Annotated in this window: 18 protein-coding genes and 1 pseudogene; 10 read left to right on the top strand and 9 right to left on the bottom strand. The window is 75.4% G+C overall.

Annotated features, from left to right (window positions below):
- Positions 1-103: 103 nt before the first annotated feature.
- Complete coding sequence (locus IAG43_RS06150; protein ID WP_246574084.1) at positions 104-1,273, bottom strand: ABC transporter permease; 1,170 nt, start codon at positions 1,271-1,273, stop codon at positions 104-106.
- Between the two features lie 163 nt (positions 1,274-1,436).
- On the opposite strand from IAG43_RS06150, the gene IAG43_RS06145 reads away from it, so the two are divergent.
- The 3 genes from IAG43_RS06145 (at position 1,437) to IAG43_RS06135 (ending at position 7,142) form a co-directional block, all read left to right on the top strand.
- Positions 1,437-4,958 carry a DNA polymerase III subunit alpha gene (locus IAG43_RS06145; protein WP_187739744.1) on the top strand — a complete coding sequence of 1,174 codons (3,522 nt, stop codon included), beginning with the start codon at positions 1,437-1,439 and terminating at the stop codon, positions 4,956-4,958.
- The gene (locus IAG43_RS06140; RefSeq protein WP_187739743.1) at positions 4,955-5,920 is read left to right on the top strand and encodes a DNA polymerase Y family protein; all 966 of its coding nucleotides are present in this window, start codon (positions 4,955-4,957) and stop codon (positions 5,918-5,920) included. The genes IAG43_RS06145 and IAG43_RS06140 overlap by 4 nt, the downstream gene beginning before the upstream one ends.
- A gap of 352 nt (positions 5,921-6,272) precedes the next feature.
- Entirely contained in the window at positions 6,273-7,142 is an 870-nt protein-coding gene (locus tag IAG43_RS06135; RefSeq protein ID WP_187739742.1) for an esterase/lipase family protein, read from the top strand.
- A 74-nt stretch (positions 7,143-7,216) separates the two neighbouring features.
- Here IAG43_RS06135 and IAG43_RS06130 read toward each other — a convergent pair whose 3' ends face one another.
- Entirely contained in the window at positions 7,217-8,245 is a 1,029-nt protein-coding gene (locus IAG43_RS06130) for a lytic polysaccharide monooxygenase auxiliary activity family 9 protein (RefSeq protein ID WP_187739741.1), read from the bottom strand.
- Positions 8,246-8,619: 374 nt separating this feature from the next.
- Here IAG43_RS06130 and IAG43_RS06125 point away from each other — a divergent pair, with 374 nt between their 5' ends.
- Complete coding sequence (locus tag IAG43_RS06125; RefSeq protein WP_187744312.1) at positions 8,620-8,994, top strand: VOC family protein; 375 nt, start codon at positions 8,620-8,622, stop codon at positions 8,992-8,994.
- Between the two features lie 84 nt (positions 8,995-9,078).
- Here IAG43_RS06125 and IAG43_RS06120 read toward each other — a convergent pair whose 3' ends face one another.
- Positions 9,079-9,765 (bottom strand): response regulator, encoded by a 687-nt coding sequence (locus IAG43_RS06120; RefSeq protein ID WP_187739740.1) that lies wholly within the window; start codon positions 9,763-9,765, stop codon positions 9,079-9,081.
- Between the two features lie 131 nt (positions 9,766-9,896).
- On the opposite strand from IAG43_RS06120, the gene IAG43_RS06115 reads away from it, so the two are divergent.
- The 3 genes from IAG43_RS06115 to IAG43_RS06105 are packed head-to-tail and all read left to right on the top strand — an operon-like array spanning position 9,897 to position 12,954.
- Positions 9,897-10,880 (top strand): Bug family tripartite tricarboxylate transporter substrate binding protein, encoded by a 984-nt coding sequence (locus IAG43_RS06115; protein WP_187739739.1) that lies wholly within the window; start codon positions 9,897-9,899, stop codon positions 10,878-10,880.
- Entirely contained in the window at positions 10,877-11,455 is a 579-nt protein-coding gene (locus tag IAG43_RS06110) for a tripartite tricarboxylate transporter TctB family protein (protein WP_187739738.1), read from the top strand. Before IAG43_RS06115 ends, IAG43_RS06110 begins: the two co-directional genes overlap by 4 nt.
- Before the next feature lie 2 nt (positions 11,456-11,457).
- The gene (locus IAG43_RS06105; protein WP_187739737.1) at positions 11,458-12,954 is read left to right on the top strand and encodes a tripartite tricarboxylate transporter permease; all 1,497 of its coding nucleotides are present in this window, start codon (positions 11,458-11,460) and stop codon (positions 12,952-12,954) included.
- 121 nt (positions 12,955-13,075) lie between these two features.
- On the opposite strand, the gene IAG43_RS06100 is transcribed toward IAG43_RS06105, so the two are convergent.
- Positions 13,076-13,570 carry a ribonuclease FAU-1 family protein gene (locus IAG43_RS06100; protein WP_187739736.1) on the bottom strand — a complete coding sequence of 165 codons (495 nt, stop codon included), beginning with the start codon at positions 13,568-13,570 and terminating at the stop codon, positions 13,076-13,078.
- Entirely contained in the window at positions 13,551-14,471 is a 921-nt protein-coding gene (locus IAG43_RS06095; protein ID WP_187739735.1) for a GNAT family N-acetyltransferase, read from the bottom strand. The genes IAG43_RS06100 and IAG43_RS06095 overlap by 20 nt, the downstream gene beginning before the upstream one ends.
- 70 nt (positions 14,472-14,541) lie before the next feature.
- Here IAG43_RS06095 and IAG43_RS06090 point away from each other — a divergent pair, with 70 nt between their 5' ends.
- On the top strand, positions 14,542-14,919 hold the full coding sequence (locus IAG43_RS06090; RefSeq protein WP_187739734.1) for a GntR family transcriptional regulator: 378 nt from the start codon (positions 14,542-14,544) through the stop codon (positions 14,917-14,919).
- Positions 14,920-14,949: 30 nt separating this feature from the next.
- On the opposite strand, the gene IAG43_RS06085 is transcribed toward IAG43_RS06090, so the two are convergent.
- Positions 14,950-16,053, bottom strand: coding sequence for a DUF5925 domain-containing protein (locus tag IAG43_RS06085; RefSeq protein ID WP_187739733.1), 1,104 nt, complete (start codon positions 16,051-16,053; stop codon positions 14,950-14,952).
- Between the two features lie 228 nt (positions 16,054-16,281).
- Here IAG43_RS06085 and IAG43_RS06080 point away from each other — a divergent pair, with 228 nt between their 5' ends.
- Entirely contained in the window at positions 16,282-17,091 is an 810-nt protein-coding gene (locus IAG43_RS06080) for an SGNH/GDSL hydrolase family protein (protein ID WP_187739732.1), read from the top strand.
- A gap of 428 nt (positions 17,092-17,519) precedes the next feature.
- On the opposite strand, the pseudogene IAG43_RS06075 reads toward IAG43_RS06080, so the two are convergent.
- Positions 17,520-18,236: pseudogene (locus IAG43_RS06075) on the bottom strand (serine/threonine-protein kinase); the annotation flags it as partial.
- A 284-nt stretch (positions 18,237-18,520) separates the two neighbouring features.
- Here IAG43_RS06075 and IAG43_RS06070 point away from each other — a divergent pair.
- A complete protein-coding gene (locus tag IAG43_RS06070; RefSeq protein WP_187739730.1) occupies positions 18,521-18,784 on the top strand; it encodes a hypothetical protein in 264 nt (87 codons plus the stop codon).
- Between the two features lie 45 nt (positions 18,785-18,829).
- Here the strand turns inward: IAG43_RS06070 and IAG43_RS06065 are convergent, their stop codons facing one another.
- Positions 18,830-20,026 (bottom strand): CaiB/BaiF CoA transferase family protein, encoded by a 1,197-nt coding sequence (locus IAG43_RS06065; protein WP_187739729.1) that lies wholly within the window; start codon positions 20,024-20,026, stop codon positions 18,830-18,832.
- Between the two features lie 264 nt (positions 20,027-20,290).
- Positions 20,291-21,448: a type ISP restriction/modification enzyme gene (locus IAG43_RS06060; protein WP_246574700.1), complete on the bottom strand. Its 1,158-nt coding sequence runs from the start codon at positions 21,446-21,448 to the stop codon at positions 20,291-20,293.
- Positions 21,449-21,893: the final 445 nt, after the last annotated feature.

Raw genomic sequence — 21,893 nt, 5'->3', positions numbered from 1 at the left:
GGGCCGGCGTCCACGGCAGGAACATGCGGCGGGGCCGCCCCTTTCGGGGGCGGCCCCGCTGTCGTCGTGCGTCGTGCGCCCTGCCTCCGTCGTCCGGGCCGGGTCAGGTCCGGGCGCCGGAGCGGCCGCGGCCCCGCAGCAGCGCCAGGGCCATGGTGACGGCCGCTCCGCCCACCGCCCACGCGGCCAGCACCCACATCGGGCCGGCCGCCGCGTTGCCGCGGAAGTACGCGATCGAGCGTGCCGTCCAGGTGCCCGCCCCCGGTGGGAGCGCCGGGCCGATCTCCCGCCAGAACGGCGGGAGCAGCGGGTAGGGGTAGGCGCCCCCGGCGCTCGGGTTGCCCGCGACCACGACGACGAGGATCGCCAGGCCGATGCCCACGATGCCGGCCAGTCCCTGGAGGGCCAGCGTCAGCGCGCCGACGGCGAAGACCAGCAGGGTGCCGAGGCCCCACAGGGCCCAGACGCTGCCCGGCAGCGCGTCCAGGACCGGGCCGGCGACCACCGTGCCGAGCAGGCCGGCGGCGATCGAGTACAGCAGCAGGACGCCCAGCCGGATCAGTGCGCGGCTGCCGTTCGCCGGCCGTGCGCCGGCGCTGATGGCGAGGATCGCCGCGCACAGGTAGCCGCCCACGCACCAGCCCACGACCAGGTAGAACGAGGACAGTCCACGGGCGTCGCCCGGCGCCTCGGGGACCACGTCCACCACCCGCACCCGGCGGCCCTCGGCGGCCTCGGCCTCGGTGACGACCGCGGTGAGCGCCTGGGCGAGCGAGGAGCCCGAGCCGCCGGCGACGAGGAGCCGGTCGGCGCCGGCCCGGGGGTCGATGACCAGTGCGCCGTCCACCTCGCGGTTCATGATCTGCCGGCGGGCGGTCGCCTCGTCGGCCGCCGCCCGGGGGTCGAGCGGTTCGCCGGGGAGCCGGTTCAGCCGGTACAGGGACTGGTCGACCGCCTGGGGCGAGACGGAGGTCACCGCCAGGGGGATCCGGTGGGGCGTCGGGTCGTGGAAGGCGCCGACGTACGACGTGATGAAGGCGATCTGGAGCGCCAGCACCCCGAGGACGAGGAGGGCCGCCCGCACGCTCACCGCGTTCCTGGCCTCGGCGGCGAAGCCGGTCCGGGGGCCGTTGCGGGAGCCGGGGCGTGGCTTCGTGCCGGCACGGGTGCCGGTGCCGGCACCCGTGCCGGGGTCGGCGGAGGAGTCGGCACCGGGGGCGTCCCGGTCGTCGTCCGGCCTGTCGCCTGGTGGTCCGTCGTATCTCTGCGCCATGCGCCCACGCTCGGTCCGGGGCCGTGTTCCTGCAGGTGGGGCGGGGCTGAATGGCGTACGGGCGGGGCGGGGGAGTCGCACGGAGATGTATCGTACGAGTGTTCGAAAATTGGTCTATGGTGGAGAACGGGGGAGGTGAGACGGACTGATCCAGGAGGCGCGGGTGCCAGGGTTCACGCATCTGCACACCGTTTCCGGGTTCTCCGTGCGCTACGGAGCCTCCCACCCGGAGCGGCTTGCCGAACGCGCGGCGGAGCGGGGCATGGACGCCCTGGCGCTGACGGACCGCGACACCCTCGCGGGAGCGGTCCGCTTCGCCGAGGCGTGCGCCCGCCACGGCGTGCGCCCGCTGTTCGGCGCGGACCTCGCGGTCGGGGGGCACGAGGTCCGCGCCGGGCACGCCGGGCGCCGCCGCGCACCGGTGCGCGGCGGCGCGTTCGTCGACGAGTCCGCGCACCGGGTCGTCTTCCTCGCCCGCGACCGCGGCGGCTGGGCCGATCTCTGCCGCATGATCACCGCGGCCCACGCCGGGGACGGCGACCGCCCGCTGCTGCCCTGGTCCGCCAACCACGGCGACGGCCTCACCGTGCTCCTCGGCCCCTCGTCGGACGTGGGCGAGGCCCTGACCCGGGGCAGGCCCGACCGTGCGGCCGCGCTGCTCGCTCCCTGGCGGGAGCGGTACGGCGACCGGCTGCGCCTGGAGGTCGTGCACCACGGCCGCACCGGCACCGGTCCCGGTTCGCTGCGCCAGGCCGCCCGCACCCTCGGGCTCGCCGCGGAGCAGGGCGTGCGCGCGGTCCTCGCCAACGCCGTCCGCTACGCCGACCCCGGGCTCGGCCCGGTCGCCGACGTGCTCGACGCGGCCCGCCGCCTGGTGCCCGTCGACCCGCGCAGAGGGCTCGACAGCGGGGAGCGCTGGCTCAAGGACCCGGCGGCCATGGCGCTCACCGCCGAGCGGGTGGCCGAGGCCGCGGGCTTCCGGCGGGACACCGCGCTGCGGCTGCTCGCCATGACAGCCGAGGCGGCCGCGGACGCCGTCGTCGACCCCGAGGGCGACCTGGGAATCGGCAGCGTCCACTTCCCCGAGCCCCGGCTCGTCGGCGCGGAGCGGCGCACCGCGCAGCGGGTGCTGGCCTCCCGCGCCGCCGCGGGCATGGTGCTGCGCGGCTACGACCGGCGCCGCGACTACTGGGAGCGGATGCACCGCGAGCTGGACGTCATCGCCCACCACGGCTTCGCCTCCTACTTCCTGACCGTGGCCCAGGTGGTGCGGGACGTGCAGGAGATGGGTGTGCGGGTGGCCGCGCGCGGCTCGGGCGCGGGGTCCCTCGTCAACCACCTCCTCGGCATCGCGCACGCCGACCCGGTCGAGCACGGCCTGTTGATGGAACGTTTCCTCTCCGAGCGGCGCCGCGTGCTCCCCGACATCGACATCGACGTGGAGTCGGCCCGCCGGCTCGACGTCTACCGCGCGATCATCGGCCGCTTCGGCGCGGAGCGGGTCGCGACCGTGTCCATGCCCGAGACCTACCGGGTCCGGCACGCCGTACGGGACGTGGGCGCGGCCCTTTCCATGGACCCCGCCGAGATCGACCGGATCGCCAAGGCCTTCCCGCACATCCGGGCGCGCGACGCCCGGGCCGCCCTCGACGAGCTGCCCGAACTGCGCGCCGTGGCCGACGACCTGAAGAAGCGCGGACGGATGTGGGACCTGGTCGAGGCCCTGGACGCGCTGCCGCGCGGGGTCGCCATGCACCCCTGCGGCGTCCTGCTCTCCGACGCCTCCCTGCCGGCGCGCACCCCGGTGGTGCCCACCAGCGGGGAGGGCTTCCCCATGTCCCAGTTCGACAAGGACGACGTGGAGAAGCTCGGCCTGCTCAAGCTCGACGTGCTCGGCGTGCGGATGCAGTCGGCGATGGCGCACGCCGTCGCCGAGGTGCGCCGGGCCACGGGGGAGGAGCTGGACCTCGACGACCCCGTCCAGGTGCCGCCCGGCGACCCGGAGACCTACCGCCTCATCAGGTCCGCCGAGACGCTGGGCTGCTTCCAGATCGAGTCCCCCGGCCAGCGCGACCTGGTCGGCCGCCTCCAGCCGGAGACCTTCCACGACCTGGTCGTCGACATCTCGCTGTTCCGGCCGGGCCCGGTCGCCGCCGACATGGTGCGCCCGTTCATCGAGGCGCGTCACGGCCGGGCGCCGGCCCGCTACCCGCACCCCGACCTGGAGGAGGCGCTGAAGGGCACCCACGGTGTGGTCGTCTTCCACGAGCAGATCATCGAGATCGTGGACATCATGACCGGCTGCGGCCGGGCGGAGGCCGACCGGGTACGGCGCGGGCTGTCCGACCCCGAGTCGCAGAGCAGGATCAAGGTCTGGTTCGGCGAGCGCGCCGGGGAGAGGGGGTACGCGCCCGAGACGGTCGGCCGCACCTGGGAGATCGTCGAGGCCTTCGGCTCGTACGGCTTCTGCAAGGCGCACGCGGTCGCCTTCGCCGTCCCCACCTACCAGTCGGCCTGGCTCAAGACCCACCACCCGGCCGCCTTCTACGCGGGGCTGCTCACGCACGACCCCGGGATGTACCCCAAGCGCCTGCTGCTGGCGGACGCCCGGCGGCGCGGGGTGCCCGTGCTGCCGCTGGACGTCAACCGGTCGGCGGCCGCTCATCGAATCGAACTGGTGTCTGGTTCGGGGGCGGGGTCGGAGTCCGGGTCCGGTCCGGGGTCTGAGCCGGGTCCGGTGTCCGGTCCGGGTCCGGGTCCGGGTGCGGGGCCGGTGTCCGGTCCGGGACGCTGGGGGCTGCGGCTCGCGCTGTCCGACGTCCACGGCATCAGCGAGGACGAGGCCGCCCGCATCGAGGAGGGGCGGCCGTACGCCTCGCTGCTCGACTTCTGGCAGCGCGCCCGCCCCTCGCGCCCCGTCGCCGAACGGCTCGCCCAGGTCGGGGCGCTCGACGCCTTCGGCGCCAACCGGCGCGACCTGATGCTGCACCTCGCCGAGCTCCACCGCGGCGGACGCACCGCCTCCCGCGGCGGCCAGCTCCCGCTCGACCAGGGCCGCCGGACCGCCCCCGTCGGACTGCCCGACCTCGGGGACGCCGAACGGCTCAGCGCCGAACTCGGCGTCCTCGGCATGGACGCGTCCCGTCACCTGATGGACGACCACCACGCCTTCCTGGCCGAACTCGGAGCGGTCTCCGCGCAGCGGCTGCGCGGCGCGCGGCACGGGCAGACCGTGCTGGTCGCCGGTGCCAAGGCGGCCACCCAGACACCGCCGATCCGGTCCGGCAGGCGCGTCATCTTCAGCACGCTCGACGACGGCACCGGCCTGGTCGACCTGGCCTTCTTCGACGACAGCCACGCCGCCTGCGCCCACACCGTCTTCCACTCCTGGCTGCTGCTGGTCCGCGGCGTCGTCCAGCGGCGCGGCCCGCGCAGCCTCAGCGTGGTGGGCGCCGCCGCCTGGAACCTCGCCGAACTCGCCGAACTCCGGCGCACCGGTGGCCTCGACGCGGTCGCCGCCCGCCTCGCCGCGCCCGCCCCCGGCGGAGAGCGGGCCGACGACGGCCGCCGCATCGAACTGCCCACCGGCTACCGGATGAACCCCTGGGCAGACCTCCAGCCCGCCGGTGACAAGGCCGCCACCGGCAGGAAACTGTGGCACCAGAGCCCCGGGAGCGCGGGATGATCCTCCACGTACGGTTCCTGCTGCCGCCGGTGCACGAGGCGGCGCTGCCCGCCCTGCTCGCGGTCGCCGAGGACGTCAGCCCGGTCGTCCAGGCCCTGCCGCCGGACGCCGCGCTCGTCGACGTCCGGGGCGCCGAACGCTACTTCGGACGGGACGCCGCCGGACTCGCCGCCCTGCTGCGGGTGCGGCTGCTCGCCCACTGCGGCGTGGACAGCGTGATCGGCGCGGGCCCCACCCCGATGATCGCCCGGATGGCGGCCCGCGAGGCCGCGCCCGGCACGACCCGGGTCGTGACGGAGGAGGACACGGCCGGCTTCCTGGCGGACAAACCGGTCGCCGCGCTCGGCGGCGTCGGCCCGGCGGCCGCCCGCACCCTCTGCTCCTACGGCCTCGACTCCGCCGGCCGCGTCGCGGCCGCCCCGCTCGCCGTCGTGCAGCGTCTGCTGGGCGTGCGCGCCGGACGCGAGGTGTGGGAGCGGGCGCGGGGAATCGACCGCACGGCGGTCGTACCCGACGCGCTCTCCCGGTCGATGGCCGCGGAACGCGCCTTCGGCATCGACGAACTGGACCCGGACCGGCAGCGCAGGGCACTGCTCTCGCTCGCCGGGGAGCTGGGCGCGCGGATGCGCGGGGAGCGGCAGGTGTGCCGCTCCCTCGCCCTCACCGTGCGCTGCGCCGACCGGTCCGCCGTCACCCGCACCCGCACCCTGCGCGAGCCGACCGCCCACTCGCCGTCCCTCGTCACCGCGGCATACGCGATGCACGAGTCGCTCGGGCTGCAGCGGGCGCGGGTGCGGGCGGTGTCGCTGCGCGCCGAAGGGCTCGGACCGGCCGAAAGGGCCGCCCGCCAGCTGTCGTTCGACCCCTCCGACGAGCGGGCGCGCCGCCTGGAGGCGGCCGCGGACCGGGCACGCGCCCGCTTCGGCCCGGGGGCGGTGACCCGGGGGGCGCTGGCGGCGTAGCCGGCGGGGGCTTTCCGGGACAGGCGCGGTCTCCGCCGGCGGGGCGGGAGCCGGGTCCCCGTGTCCCGGCTCCGTGCGGGCGGGCCGGGGCGCGGCGCGGTCCGGCCGGTCCTCGACCGCCGGACCGGCCGGCGGCCCCCGTCCGCCCGGCGGCCGAGGACACCGTGCGCGGCGGGGTGCGCGGCCACCGGCCGCAGCGGGTTCCCGGTTCCCGTGGGGGAGCCCCCGCAGAAGCTTTACCGTCACGCGGCTTCCCGCCGCCGGTTACCCGCCCGTAATTTGGCTGGAGAGTTGTCGTGCGCACTGCAACTTCGGTCATCCCCACTCCCTTGAGCCGCAAGGAGAACGACCGATGCTGCCCTCCACCCGCATGCTCAGACCGCTGTCGGCCGTGCTGCTGGCCCTCGCCCTCGTCCTCACCCCGGCCGTCACCGCGTCCGCCGCCCAGTCGGCCGCCGCGCCCGCCAGTGGCTGGAACGACTACCGCTGCAAGCCCTCCCAGGCCCACCCCCGGCCCGTCGTCCTGGTGCACGGGACCTTCGGGAACTCCGTCGACAACTGGCTCGTCCTCGCCCCCTACCTGGTGAAGCGCGGCTACTGCGTCTTCTCCCTCGACTACGGGCAGCTCCCCGGGGTGCCCTTCTTCCACGGCCTCGGCCCGGTCGAGGAGTCGGCCGCGCAGCTCGACGCCTTCGTCGCCCGGGTCCGCGGCGCCACGGGCGCCGCGAAGGTCGACATCGTCGGCCACTCCCAGGGCGGCATGATGCCCCGTCACTACCTGAAGTTCCTCGGCGGCGCCGCCGAGGTCAACGCCCTCGTCGGCATCGCGCCCAGCAATCACGGCACCACCCTCGGCGGGCTGACCCGGCTGCTCCCGTACTTCCCCGGAGTCGCCGGACTGATCGACGAGCACACCCCCGCCCTCGCCGACCAGGTCGCGGGGTCCGCCTTCCTCACCCGTCTCAACCAGGGCGGCGACACCGTACCGGGCGTGCGCTACACCGTCATCGCCACCCGCTGGGACGAGGTCGTCACGCCCTGGCGCACGCAGTACCTGAGCGGACCGGACGTCCGCAACGTGCTGCTCCAGGACCTGTGTCCGCTCGACCTCTCCGAGCACGTCGCCATCGGCACCGTCGACGTGATCGCCGCCCATGAGGTCGCCAACGCGCTCGACCCGGCCAACGCCCGCCGGACGACCTGCGCGTCCGTCCTCGGCTGATCCCGCACCGCGGCAGGGGCCGCCGCACACCCCCGGGGGTGCGGCGGCCCCTGCCGCGTGCGCGGTGCCGGACGTCAGCGGCCGTGACGCCCGCCGGCCGCGGCGGTGCGGCGGCGGCCCAGCCCGAACAGCGCCGCGGCGCCGATCGCGAGCGCGGCGGCGCCGCCGGCCGCGAGGTACACCGTGCTGCCGTCGCCGCCGGTCTCGGCGAGGTTCACCTCGTCACCGGAGGCCCCGGGGGCCGCGGCCGGCGACGGGTCGGCCGCCCCGGCGGCCTCGGGCGCGTTCGCCCCCGCGTCCGCCTCCGGGGCCGCCGCGTCCGCGGGCTCCGCCGCCGGAGTGCTCCCGTGGCCCTCGTGGCCGTCGCCCCCGTGACCGCCGTGGTCCACGGTCGACTTGCCGGCGCCGTCCGCGATCTCCTCGTCCGAGGGGGCAGAGGCGGTGGGCGCGGGGGCGCCGCCGGAGCTGTCCTTGCCGAACACCACGTCGGAGCAGGTGTAGAAGGCCTCGGGGGAGTCGGAGCGCTGCCAGATCGAGTAGATCAGGTGCCGGCCCGTCCGGTTCGGCACGACGCCGGTGAACGCGTACGACCCGTTCTCCAGCTTCGGGTCGGTGACCTCGGCGAACGGCTTCTCCTCCAGGTCGGACCAGGCCAGCGGCTTCGACGGGTCGTACCCCTCCTTGGTCACGTACAGCGAGAACGTGCCCTTGTGCGGGGCCGTCGCCTTGTAGGTGAAGGTGCGGTTCCCCGCGGACATCGCGGACGAGGGCCAGTCGGCGCGCGCCGCGTCGAGCCCCTTGTACTTGTCGCGGCCGGCGCTGCACAGCTTGCCGTCCGGGATCAACTGCCGGTGGTTGCCCGCCGCGTTGGCGATGTTGACCTCGTTCCAGTCGTACAGCGGCTGCGGGCCGCCCGCCGCGACCAGGGCCTTGCACGCTGCCGAGACCGGGTTCTCCGGGCCCTCGGCGAAACAGGCGGAGATCCGGCTGACCGGGTCCGTCATCGAGCCGTGCGCGGACGCCGGGGCCGTGGCCAGCGAGACCAGCGCGAGCGGCGCGAGACCGAGTGCGGCGACCGTGGCGGCCCTGCGGCGAGAGGTCATGGTGGGGTTCTCCTTCGAAGCGGGGACGGGCTGACGGGCCGGGTGCGGGGGCGGCGGCGCGGCCCCGCGGGCTGCGGCGGCGACGGCCCCGAACCGGCCCGGCGACATGCAAGCTAGCCGCTCGGATCCGTGAAATCGCCTGCTGGGAAAGGGGAACGGGCATCCTTATGGTCCCGTTAAGGCGGTCCTAAGCGGGCGCTGAGAATGACCCCTTCCGGCCCGTCGGAGCGAGCTGCGAACCGGCCCGCGGAACGCCCGGAGTGCCGGGCCGGGGCGCGCCGGGCCCGCTCGTGCGCCCGGACCGCGTCCGGCTGCGGGTGCCCGCCGCCCGGCCTACGGTGGGAAGAGTGTCCGCGACGAGCCGGGAGCGAGCGATGGCCGGGGAGATCTCCTTCTTCGAACTGGGTGTGGGCGACCCCGACAAGGCGCGCGCCTTCTACGGCGGCCTGTTCGGCTGGGTCTTCGAGGCGGGCACGACCGAGGGCGGCGGCTACGCGATCCGCACCGAGGGAGCCCCCGGCGGAGTGCACGGCGGCGATCCGGGGGCCCGCCCGTACGTCTTCTTCCGCGTCGACGCCATGGACGCCGCGCTCGACCGGGTCCGTGAACTCGGCGGCCGGGTGGACGAGACGGAGCTCGGCGGGGACGAGGAGACCGTCGCCCGCTTCGGGCGCTTCCTGATCTGCGAGGACGACCAGGGGTCGGCCTTCGGCCTCCACGAGCCCCCGCCCGCGCCGCCCGCCGCCTGAGCCGGCCCGCCTCCTGAGCCCGCGCGGCCCCTGACTCCGCGCGCCGAGCGGCCCGCCTCCCGAGCCCGCCCCGGGCCCGCGGCCTCAGCCGACCCGGCGGTAGCGGCGCTCCGGGCGGCCCGTCGCCCCGTACCGCAGCGTCACCTCCGCCCTGCCGGTGACGGCGAAGTGCTCCAGATAGCGCCGGGCGCTGACCCGGGACAGCGACAGGGCCTCGGCGCACTCCGTGGCCGACACGTCGCCCGGATGGTCCCGCAGGATCCGCTCCACCCGCTCCGCCGTGTGCGCGGCCAGCCCCTTCGGCAGCTCCCGGGAACCCGGCGGACGGCCCCCGAAGAGCTGGTCCACGTCCTCCTGCCGTGCCTCGTCCAGGTGCTCCAGCCGGGACCGCAGCGAGGCGACATGGCGCAGCTGCTCGTGCAGCGCGGCCCGGGTGAAGGGCTTGATCAGATAGTGCAGCGCCCCCGCCCGCAGCGCCGACCGCACCACGGCCGCGTCCCGCGCGGCGGTGATGAACAGGGCGTCCGTGCATCCCCGGCCCGGGTCCGCGGCCTCCGCGGCGCGCAGCTCCCGCAGCACCGCGATCCCGTCCATGTCGGGCAGGTACACGTCGAGCAGCACCAGGTCGGGCCGGTGCCGCTCCGCGGCGCGCAGCGCCTCGCCGCCGCTGTGCGCCACCGCGGAGACCGTGAAGCCCTCCGCCTCGGACACATAGCGGCTGTGCAGCTTGGCGACCATGAAGTCGTCGTCGACCACCAGCACCTTCGTCACGCGGACACGCTAGGCGGCGACCACAACGACCACAACGTCCGTTGATTCCGGAAGAGAGACAGCTTCTTCACGCGCGGGCAACATGTGGGCCACCTCACAGGTCCCCACCACCGCTCACGAGAGGCGTACCCGTGCGATTGCGCACCCCCTTCGCCGTGCTCGGGGCCGCTCTGCTGGTGCTCGTCGCGCCCCCGCTGCTCACCCCGGGCAGCGGCGCCGACACCGGTACCCGGATCCCCGGACTGCGCATCATGGTCCCCAACACCCCCGGCGGCGGCTACGACATCACCGCCCGCACCGCCGCCAGGAACGCCGAGGACGCCGGACTCAGCCACGGCATCGAGGTGTTCAACCTCCCCGGTGCGGGCGGCACCGTCGGCCTCGCCCGGCTCGCCGGCGAGCGGGGCAACGGCAGGCTCGCCATGTCCATGGGCCTCGGGGTGGTGGGCGCCGTGCACACCAACAAGGCCCCCACCACCCTCGCCGACACCACACCGATCGCCCGGCTCACCGAGGAGCAGGACATCGTCGTCGTCGGCAAGGACTCGCCGTACCGGACCATCGACGAGCTGATCACCGCCTGGAAGGCCGCGCCCGGCAAACTGCCGGTCGGCGGCGGCTCCTCGCCCGGCGGACCCGACCACCTCGCGCCCATGCTGATGGCGCAGGCTGCCGGGATCGCCCCCCGTTCCGTCAACTACGTGCCCTTCGACGGCGGCGGCGAACTCCTCGCCTCCGTCCTCGGCGGCAAGGTCGCCTTCGGGGTCTCCGGCGTCGGCGAATACCTCGACCAGATCCGGTCGGGGGAGCTGCGGCTGCTCGCGGTCACCGGCCCGAAGCGGGTGCCCGGCCTGGACGCGCCCACCCTGCGCGAGGCGGGGCTCGACACCGAGTTCACCAACTGGCGCGGCATCGTCGCCCCGCCCGGGCTCACCGACCAGGAACGCGACCGGCTCGTCGCGCTCGTCACCGAGCTGCACGCCTCACCCCAGTGGCAGGAGTCGCTGCGCACCAACGGCTGGGACGACGCCTTCCTGACCGGCGACGCGTTCGGCGACTTCCTCGCCGCCCAGGACCGCAACGTCGACCAGGTGCTGAAGGAGCTGGGCCTGTGACCACCCCCGACACCCCAGGCACCCCCGAGACCCCAGGCGCCTCCGAACTCCCCGCCACCCCCGGCCCCCGGCCGGCCGGAGCCGCGGCCTGGCTGCGCGAGCGCTCCGAACTCGGCGTGGGCCTGCTGCTCGCCCTCATCGGCATCCTCGTCCTGACCGACGCGTTCACCATGGACGTCGACATCGCCCAGCGCGGCCCCGTCGGCCCGCGGACCGTGCCCTTCGCCGTCGGGACCGGTCTGCTGGTGGTGGCCGTGCTGCTCACCGCCGACGTGCTCCGCGGCGGACGCGGGGAGGCGGAGGGCGGCGAGGACGTCGACCTCGCCGAACTGGGCGACTGGCGCACCGTGCTGCTGCTGACGGGCGTCTTCCTCGCCTTCGCCGTCCTCATCGAACCGCTGGGCTTCCCGGTCGCCGGGGCCCTGCTGTTCTGGGGCTCGGCCTTCGCCCTCGGCAGCCGGCACCACCACCGCGACCCGCTGATCGCGGCGGTCCTCGCCGTCGCCACCTATGCCGTCTTCGACCGTCTGCTCGGCGTTCCCCTGCCCGGCGGCCCGCTCATGGGGGTGCTGTAGAGATGGACTCCCTCTCCTCGCTGATCGACGGCTTCGGCACCGCGCTCACCCCGGTGAACCTGCTCTGGGCGGTGCTCGGCGTCCTCCTCGGCACCGCGATCGGCGTCCTGCCCGGCATCGGCCCGGCCATGGCGGTCGCGCTGCTGCTGCCCGTCACCTACGGACTGGAGCCGACCGGCGCGTTCATCATGTTCGCCGGCATCTACTACGGCGCGATGTTCGGCGGCTCCACCACCTCGATCCTGCTCAACACCCCCGGCGAGAGCGCCGCCGTCGTCGCCGCGCTCGAAGGCAACCCGATGGCGAAGTCGGGCCGCGGGGCGCAGGCGCTCGCCGCGGCCGCCGTGGGCCACTTCGCGGGCGGCATGATCGGCACGATCCTGCTCGTCGCCCTCGCCCCCACCGTCGCTGACCTCGCCGTCGGCATCGGCGCCCCCGACTACTTCGCCATCATGGTCCTCGCGTTCATCGCCGTGACCTCCGTCCTCGGCTCGTCGCGCATCCGGGGACTCGCCTCGCTCCTGATCGGCCTCACCATCGGGCTCGTCGGCCTCGACCAGATGACCGGGCAGTCCCGGCTCACCTTCGGCTCGCTCCAGCTCGCGGACGGCATCGACGTCGTCATCGTCGCCGTCGGCCTCTTCGCCATCGGCGAGGCCCTGTGGGTCGCCGCCCGGCTGCGGCGCACCGCTGCCGAGGCCATACCCGTCGGACGGCCCTGGCTCGCCCGGTCGGACGTGCGGCGGACGTGGAAGGCGTGGCTGCGCGGACCGGTCATCGGCTTCCCGTTCGGGGCGATCCCCGCGGGCGGCGCGGAGATCCCCACCTTCCTGTCGTACGTCACCGAGAAGCGGCTCTCCCGGCACCGGGACGAGTTCGGGCGCGGTGCGATCGAGGGCGTCGCCGGGCCCGAGTCGGCCGCCTCGGCGTCCGCCGCGGGCACGCTGGTGTCGATGCTGACGCTGGGGCTCCCGACGACCGCGGTCGCCGCCGTGATGCTCGCCGCGTTCCAGCAGTACGGCATCCAGCCCGGACCGCTGCTCTTCGAGCGCGAGCCCGACCTGGTCTGGGGCCTCATCGCCTCGCTGTTCGTCGGCATGGTGCTGCTGCTCGCGCTGAACCTGCCGCTCGCGCCCCTCTGGGCGAAGCTGCTGCGGATCCCCCGGCCGTACCTGTACGCGGGCATCCTCTTCTTCGCCGCCGTCGGCGCGTACGCGGTGGGCGGCGAGGCGCTCGACCTGGTGATCCTGCTCGCCGTCGGCCTGCTCGGCCTCGGGATGCGGCGCTTCGGACTGCCCGTGCTGCCCGCGGTGATCGGCGTCATCCTCGGCCCGGCCGCCGAACAGCAGCTGCGGCGGGCGCTGCAGATCAGCGACGGCAGCGTCACGGGACTCGTCGACACCCCGTTCTCGGTCGCCGTCTACGCCGTGGTCCTGGTCCTGCTGGCGTGGCCGCTGCTGAGGAGGGCCTTCGCACGGCGCGGGGCCGCATCCGGCTGATCCGCCGGCGGGGAAGCAGGAGTGAGGAGGGCCCGGCACACCCCAATGTGCCGGGCCCTCCCGTCGTGGCCGGCCGGTCCGGACGGCTCCCCGCCCGGGTCCCGGCCCGGGGCCGCCCGGGTCAGCCGGCGGCGAGGAGCCCCGTCAGTCCGGCGCCGCGGGCGAGGAGTTCGAGCTCGTCGAGGGCGCGCACGGCGGCGCCGGCGGCCCGCGGGTCCCGCTCCGCGAGGCCGCTCGCGGCGAACTCGTCCTCGTCCAGGCGCAGCACCTCGCCGCCGTCCGCGGACACCCAGAGGTCCAGGTCGAGGTCCTCGACGAGCACCTCGTCGGCGGTGCGCACCGCGGGCCTGGTGATGTCGCAGTACCAGCCCTTGAGCACGCCCTCGCCGGTGCGGACCTCCTTGACGGCGTACCACCGGTCGCGCCAGTAGTGCTCGGTGAACACGTCACCCGGCTCGAACCGCACGAAGCCGAAGTCCCGTACGCCGGGCGCCGCCCAGGGGGCGCGCACCACGAGGTGGGCGCCGTCGTCCCGGAGCAGCGCCGCGGGATAGCGGATCTTGGTCCTGCCGGCCTTCACGAGCCGGATCCGGACCTCAGCCGATGTCCCGGACATGCCGCACCTCCGTGGCGCACACCTCGTAGCCGAACCACCGGTTGATCGCCAGCATCGGCCCGTTGTCCGCGTCGTTGCTGGTGAACGCGTCCGTGAAGCCCGCGGCGCGGGCGCGCCGCAGCGAGTCGGACTTGGCGAGCTTGGCGTAGCCCCTGCCCCGGTGGGCGCGCACGGTCCCGGTCATGCCGCTCAGGTAGCGCGTCTCGCGGTCGGTCATCGCCGCGGTGAACGCCGCCACCTCGCCGTCGACCACGACGACGGTGGAGAGCCCCCGGTCGAGCAGCGGGTTCTCCCAGGTGTGCCGTATCCAGTCGTCGTAGTCGGTGAAGTCCGTCGCGATGTCGCCCGGCTCGTCGGAGGTGGCCTCCGCGTCCGCCGCGAACATCGGCCGGGGGTCGTCCTCGTAGTCGGCCGCCGTGCGCAGCTCCACCCCGGCCGGCGGCTCCGGCGGCTCCGGGAGGGCGCCCGCCGCCAGGTCCAGGCGCTGGAAGTGCGCCGAACGGCGCGGAGCGTAGCCGTGCCTGCGGGCGAACGCCCGGGACGCGGGGGAGTCCTGGACCCAGGAGTACAGCGTCCGTGCCCCCTCGGCGGCCAGATGCTCCTCCGCCGCGCGGAGCAGCAGGCTCCCCGCGCCGCGGCCCCGCCGCTCCGCCGCCACCACGGGGCTCGCGAAGGAGAGTCCGGGCTCGGAGGCGTCGTAGGCGATGCCGCAGTGCGTCATGCCGATGATCTCGCCGCCGTCCTCGGCGACCAGCACGCGGTACTTCTTCGCGGGGTGGGCGGTCCGCACCTCGAAGCGCAGGGCGTCGGCGGTGGTCACGTCGAAGGGGAGCACCGCCCGCCGGAGCCGGGTCACGGCCTCGGCGTCCCCGGCACGGAAGTCGCGCACGATCACAGTCATGGGGCCGCACGCTACGTCGCGCCGCGCGGCCCCGCCTCCGAATTACCGTCGGGTGGGGGAGAATCGGCCCGTGACGCTGAACATCACCATCGATCCCGGGTCCGCGGACGCGCCGTACGAGCAGCTCCGCGCCCAGATCGCCGGCCAGGCGCGCTCGGGCGCGCTGCCGGTCGGCCACCGGCTCCCGACGGTGCGGGGGCTGGCCGGGGAGCTGGGCCTCGCGGCCAACACCGTGGCCAAGGCCTACCGGGCTCTGGAGGGCGACGGGGTGATCGAGACCCGGGGGCGCAACGGCACGTTCGTGGCGGCCGCGGGCGACGCGGCGGAGCGCCATGTCGCCGCGGCGGCCTCCCGGTTCGCCGCCGAGGCGCGCCGGCTCGGGGTCGGCGAGGCGGCCGCCCGGAGCGCGGTGGAGGACGCGCTGCGGGTCGCGTACGGCAGGGACTGACGTCCCCCGTCGCGGCGGGCCCTCAGATCCTCAGAGGTAGAGGCCGGCGTCCGCGCTCGTGCCCGGTGCCGGGACCGAGGCCGGCGACGCGCCCCTGCGCAGGGCGAACAGCTCCGCCAGGGTGGCGCCTTCGCGCCCGACGCCCTGTTCGGCGCCCAGCCAGGACACCGCCTCCGGGCGGGTGAGCGGTCCGACCTCGATCCGCGCGAGGCAGCGGCCGGGGCGGACGACCGCGGGGTGGAGGCGTTCGAGGTCCTCGTTGGTGGTGACGCCGACCAGGACGTTGCGGCCCTGGCCGAGCAGGCCGTCGGTCAGGTTGAGCAGCCGGGACAGGGCCTGGCCCGCGGTGTGGCGGGCCTCGCCGCGGATCAGCTCGTCGCAGTCCTCCAGCAGGAGCAGCCGCCAGCGTCCCTTCGCCGTCCCCTCGTCCTCGCCGATCGCGATGTCCATGAGGTAGCCCACGTCGTTGAAGAGGCGTTCCGGGTCCAGCACGCAGTCCACCTGGCACCAGTCGCGCCAGGACCGGGCGAGGGTCCGCAGCGCGGAGGTCTTGCCCGTGCCGGGCGGGCCGTGGAGCAGCAGCAGCCGGCCGGCGATGTCGTCGGGGGTCACCGTCATCAGCCGGTCCATCGCCGCGGCCACCGGCGCGGTGTAGTTGGGGCGGATCTCGTCCCAGGTGCCGGCCGCGATCTGCCGTGTGGTGCGGTGCGGGCCGCGCCGCGGGGAGACGTACCAGAAGCCCATGGTGACGTTCTCCGGCTGCGGTTCCGGTTCGTCGACCGCGCCGTCGGTCGCCTGGCCCAGCACCTTCTCCGCCAGCTCGGAGCTGACGGCCGTCACGGTGACGTCGGCCCCCCGGTTCCACCGGGAGACCAGGACCGTCCAGCCGTCCCCTTCGGCGAGGGTCGCGCTGCGGTCGTCGTCGCGGGCGCTGCGCAGCACGGTGGCGGCGGGCGGCAGCAGGGTGGCGCCGGACCGCACGCGGTCGATGGTGGAGCTGTGCGAGTACGGCTGCTCGCCCGTCGCGAAGCGGCCGAGGAAGAGCGCGTCGACGACGTCCGGCGGGGAGTCGCTGTCGTCGACGTTCAGCCGGACCGGCAGTGCGTCATGGGGATTCGCGGACATACGGCACATGATCCGGCACACCCCCTGCCGGCGCACCGTGTTTTGCCCGGCGCGGCAGTGGCGGGAAGGAGCCGTCGGGGGCGCCCGGTTCGGACCGCTTGGCTCCACCTTGGCAGTCCTTGATCCGGGGGTGCCGACAACCCGTCAGTAACATCTTTGGCATGAACACTTCCTGTCGGGTGTGTCTGCTGGTACGAAAGTGCCCGCAGAGATCCTGCGCACCGCCTGGGAGGTTCCATGAAGCTGTCCCGTCTTGCGGCACTTTCGTCCTCGATCGTCCTCGGCGCCGTCCTCGCCCTCACCGGAGCGGGCACGGCACAGGCCGGCACATCGGCCGCCGCCCTCGACTACGTCGCCCTCGGTGACTCCTACTCCTCCGGTGTGGGAGCGGGCAGTTACGACAGTGCCAGCGGGGACTGCAAGCGCAGCACCCGTGCCTTCCCGAAGCTCTGGGCGGCCGCGAACGCCCCCTCCTCGTTCGCCTTCACCGCCTGCTCGGGTGCCCGCACCAACGACGTGACGGCCAATCAGCTGGGCCCGCTCAGCTCCGCCACCGACCTGGTCTCCCTCACCGTCGGCGGCAACGACGCCGGCTTCGCCGACGTCATGACCACCTGTGTCCTGCAGTCCGAGGCCACCTGCATCAGCCGGGTGAACCAGGCCAGGGCCTACGTGGACAGCACCCTCCCGGGCCGCCTCGACTCGGTCTACTCGGCGGTCCGCTCCAAGGCGCCCTCCGCCAAGGTCGTCGTCCTCGGCTACCCGCGCTTCTACAAGCTGGGCGGCAGCTGCATCGCCGGACTGAGCGAGGGCGAGCGCACCGCGATCAACGGGGCCTCCGACTATCTGAACGCGGCCGTCGCCCGCAGGGCCGCCGCCCACGGCTTCACCTTCGGCAGTGTCGTCGGGACCTTCACCGGCCACGAGATCTGCTCGGGCTCCGCCTGGCTGCACAGCGTGAACTGGCTCAACATCGGGGAGTCCTACCACCCGACCGCGGCCGGCCAGTCGGGCGGCTACCTGCCCGTCCTGAACGCCAACGACTGACGGCGACCACGGGCGGCCGCGCGGACCGCGGCGGGGCCCGGCGTCCGGACGCGGGGCACGTGCCCGAGGCGTCCGGGCGGCGGGCCCTGGGCCCCGCTCCCGCGCCGCACGGCGCAGGGGCGGGGCCGCGGTGTGTCCGGCTGCCCGCCATCCGTCCGTCCTCAGCCCGCCAGCGCCCACACCAGCGCGGCCAGTGCCAGCACCAGGAGGGCGACCCCGCCCGCCAGCACCGCCGTCGCGTGCCGCGGCCCCTCCGGCTCCGCGTCCGGTGCCGCCCCGGGCGCCGCCGGGCCGTCGCCCCCCGTCCGAGCCGGGCCGCCCGCAGCCGGACCCTCGTCCCCGGCGGCCGCCGGAGCCGCCGGGGCGGCGCCCGCCCCGCCGACCCGCGGCTGCCCGCCCGCGCTCGCCAGGCGCAGCCGGTGCTCCGCCTCCGCCGCCGTCATCCGCTCCGCCGGATCTTCCCGGAGCAGCCCCTCGATCACCTCCGCCAGCGCCGGGTCCGCCCGTCCGCTGACCACCGGTCCGCCCCCGGCCGGGGAACGGCCCTCGACCGCCGTGAAGAGCAGCGCGCCCAGCGACCACAGGTCCGCCTCCGCGCCGGACGCGTCCGCCGCCGGCCCGGCCGGGCCGAGCGAGCCCGCGGTGCCGGCCGCCGCCATCCCGAACCCGGTCACCAGCACTCGCCCGTCGTTGGCGATCAGCACATTGGCGGGCTTGACGTCGAGGTGCGCCACCCCGGACGCGTGCGCCGCCCGCAGTCCGGCCAGTGCCTCGGCCCCGATGTGCGCCGCGCGGCGCGGCGGGAGCGCCCCTTCCGCGTCCAGCACGTCCGACAGCGCGAGCCCGCGGACGAGTTCCATGACGATCCAGGGCCGGCCGTCGCAGGTGGCCACGTCGTGGACGGCCACCACGTTGCGGTGGGAGACGCGGCCGGCGCTCCTGGCCGCGTGCTCCAGCCGCCCGTACAGCGCGCGGGCCGCCGCGGGGTCCGCGCCTCCCGGACCGCGGACCTCCTTCACCGCCACGTCCCGCTCCAGCAGTTCGTCACGGGCGAGCCACGCCACGCCCGTGACCCCCTCGCCGATCTCCCCGATCAGGCGGTAGCGCTCCGCAATCAGACGGCCCCTACCCGGTGCTCCGGTCATGTCCAGCCCCCTGTCCGTGATCCTCTCCGCGGCACCGCCCGGGGTGCCTCGGCTTCCCTCAACTCGTGCGCGTACGCTGTGGCTTGAGGTGCAGTCAGTCGGCCGCACCACCGCGCCGGAACGATCCGGCAGTCCAACTCGCCCTGGAATCACTTGTATTCGGAGAGTAACCGTCAATCTCCGTACAGCTGTGGTGAATCACGCAGGCGGGATACACGGGTGTACCGCCGGGGCGATAGGGTTAACCTGCCCGGGCCGGGTATCTCGTACGGGTGGGGAGTGACATGGATCAGATAACAGTTCGCAGCAGGGCGAGGGTTCCTGCCATCACCTGCGGGAGCGGTGCGACCAGCTCGCGTCTGGACCGCCATCTCGCGGTGCTGGGCGGACCGGTCGTGCCGCAGCGCGAGGCCGCCGAGGCGACGCTCCTCATGCGCGAGTTGACCTCGCGCGACATGGCGCACCGCCGCCGGAGCAAGAGCGCCCGGGTCTCGCTGTTCGCACCGCTGCGCAGGCTGCGCCGTTCGATCCTCGGCAGCCGCGGCTGATCCGACGGCGCACCTCCCCGGCACACGGTCCCCGCACGATCACGCTCAGGCGACCACACCGTCCCGGCGCAGCGCCGCCGCGGTCTCTTCCGTCATCCCCAGGGACCGCAGCAGCGCGTCGGTGTGCTCGCCGAGTGAGGGAACGGCGCCCATCGGCACCGGAGCCCCGCCCGGCAGCGTGATCGGCGGCAGCAGCGCACGCAGCGGCCCGGCAGGCGAGTCGACCTCCCGCCACCGGTCCCGGGCCGCCAGCTGCGGATGCGCGGCCACGTCCTGCACGGTGTTGAGCCGTGCGCAGGCGATCTGGGCCGCTTCCAGCCGTGCGACCGCCTCCCCGGCCGTCAGCCCGGCCAGCGCCCCGGCCACCACCGCGTCCGTCTCCCCACGGCGCCCGGTGCGGGCCCTGTTGGTCGCGAAGCGGGGGTCGTCCGCCAGATCCGGCCGCCCGAGGACCTGCTCGGCCAGCCGCCGCCACTCCCGGTCGTTCTGCACCGACAGCAGCACCTGGCTCCCGTCGGCGGTGTCGTAGGCGTCGTACGGGGCGATCACGGCGTGCGCGAGCCCGGTGCGCGCCGGTGCCTCGCCCCCGTGCATCCCGTGGTGCAGCGGATGCCCCATCCACTCGGCGAGCGCGTCGAGCATGGAGACCTCCACCGGCCCGCCCCGCCCGGTCGAGGCCCGCCGCAGCAGTGCCGCCAGCACACCGGAGAACGCGTACATCGCGGCCGCCACGTCGGCCGCCGGCACCCCCGCCTTCACCGGCCTCTCCGGTGTCCCGGTCACCGAGACGAGACCGGCCTCGCACTGCACGAGCATGTCGTAGGCGCGCTTGTGGGCGTAGGGACCCTCGGGCCCGTACCCCGAGATGTCCACGGCCACCAGCCGGGGGTGCCGCGCGCAGAGCGCGGCCGCGTCCAGCCCCAGCCGGGCCGCCGCCCCCTGGGCCAGGTTCTGCACGAACACGTCGGCGTCCGCCACCAGCCGGTGCACGATCTCCCGCCCGCGCGGGTCCTTGAGGTCGACGGCGACGGACTCCTTGCCGCGGTTGCACCACACGAAGTGCGAGGCGAGCCCGCGCGCCGCCGTGTCGTACCCGCGGGCGAAGTCGCCGCCGTCCGGACGCTCGACCTTGATCACCCGGGCTCCGAGGTCGGCGAGCTGACGGGTGGCGAACGGAGCGGAGACGGCCTGTTCGACGGCGACGACGGTGATGCCGGCGAGCGGCAGCGGCTGAGGGTCCATGGGGTCTGCCTTTCGTGCGGGGCGCGGGCGGCACCCCGTGGTTCGGGTCCGCCGTGGTTCCTGCGGGGACGGGTGCGGGGGTGGGGGTGGGTGCGGGTGCGGGGGTGGGCCCGGGGTGCGGGCCCGTCCCCGGTTCGGCCCGGGGTGCGGGTCCGGGCCGGTGCGCGCGGGTGTCGCACGGCCGTCGCCCGAGGGTGTTCCGGTGCGCCGGACGGGCTGCTGTCCGGGCCGCCCCGGCCGGTGCCGTCCGCCCGGACACCGCGGTCAGAGCAGGGCGAACTGCCCGTCCGGGCCCTCCTCCCGGTGGTCCAGGACCGATGCGGGGCGGCGCGACGCGGCCGGGGGCGGGAGCACCCCCTCGGCCCGGAGGTCGCCGGCCGGGATCCGCGGGCCCTCGCGCAGCGGCGCGCACTCCGTGCGGAGATCGGCGAGGAGCGCCAGCACCGTGACCAGTTCCAGCAGTTCGGACGTCCACTCCTGGGGCCAGGCGGCCGGGCGCACCGCTTCCAGCGTGCCGGGCTCCGCCTCGGCCGTGCGCCGGGCGAACCACAGGTCGAGCACCCGGCCGCCGCCGGCCTCGAACTCCCACGCTTCCGCCGGTACGGGGGAGATGCGGCCCTCGTCGCCGATCAGCAGCGCCTCCTCGGCGGTGTCGTAGGCGAGCGTCCGCGGTCGCGGCGGCAGCGCCGCCCGGACGTAGGGCCGCCGTCCGCCCGGCAGCTTCGGCCGCGCGCCGCCGTCCGCGCCGCGCAGGAGGATGCCGGTCGCGGTGCGCCCGAGGCCGACGCCGCGCGCCCAGAGCGCGGGATCCGCGGTGAGCGGCACGGCGCACCCCGCCGGTGTCCCGGTCGCGGCCGCCACGCACCAGCACAGCAGGTCCTCCGCCGTCACCGGCCGCCCGTAGCGACGGGTGAGCAGGCCGAGGAGGCCGGGGGCCACATTGGGCTCGCGCCCGCCCGGCCTGCGGTACAGCGGCCGGATGCGCCCCGGACGTCCCGCCGGGGACCTGCCGTCCGGCAGCAGCGAGGTCACCACCAGGGCCGGTCCGCCGGCCCCGGGGACATGCCCCTGTTCGACGGCGAAGCGCTGCCGTCCGTCCCGCACCCGCCACAGCTCGGGCCGGGCGGCGTCGATCAGCCGGTGGTCCGGTATCAGCCACTGCTCGTCGAACGCGCCGTGCAGCACCCGGACCGGCTCCGGGCAGCGGCCCTCCTCGCGGGCGATCCGCCCGCTGCCGCCCGGATGCCCGGGCAGCTGGGCCACCGCGCTCTGCGGGGTGCGGGCCCGGGTCGGACGGAACAGCCTCTCGCGCTCCCCGGGCTCCGCGCCGGTCAGCGCCTTCCAGCGGCCGCGCAGGGAACCGGCGTCGGGCGCCATCACCCAGTCCCGTCCGAGCCGGAGCGGCGCCACGGACCACGGCATCAGATCGTCGAGCAGCGGGACGTCGTCGTGCGCGGGGGCGGCACTCCGCACGGACCCGTCCGCGCCCCGGGGCGCGGTACGGCCCCCGGGCGCGGACACCCGCCGGCCGGACTCCGTGCGGGGCGGCGGTACGGCGTCGGGCAGGGGCTGCGGCTCGGACGGGGTGCGTGCGCTCACCGTGCCGATGCTAAGGGCTGTCGCGCCGCCGCCGGAGGGCGCCCGACGACGGCCACGGCACCGCGCTGCGTTGCCGAAGCGCCCGCATCCGCCCGGTACGGGTGCGCCGCTCCGCCGCGCGATGGGCCCGTGTGCCCTGCGGCCCCGGGGACACGCCAGGCGTCCGGCGGCGTGCATCCGACCCCGTGCATCCGACCCCGTGCGTCCGGCGAACCGGTCTTCACGGGCGGCCTGTCGGCGACGCGCCTGTGGTGCCCGTCGCGGGAGG

This window comes from Streptomyces genisteinicus, assembly GCF_014489615.1.
Lineage (GTDB): Bacteria > Actinomycetota > Actinomycetes > Streptomycetales > Streptomycetaceae > Streptomyces > Streptomyces genisteinicus.
The sequence above is the reverse complement of the archived record's forward strand: the minus strand, read 5'-3'. Positions and strand labels throughout refer to the sequence as shown.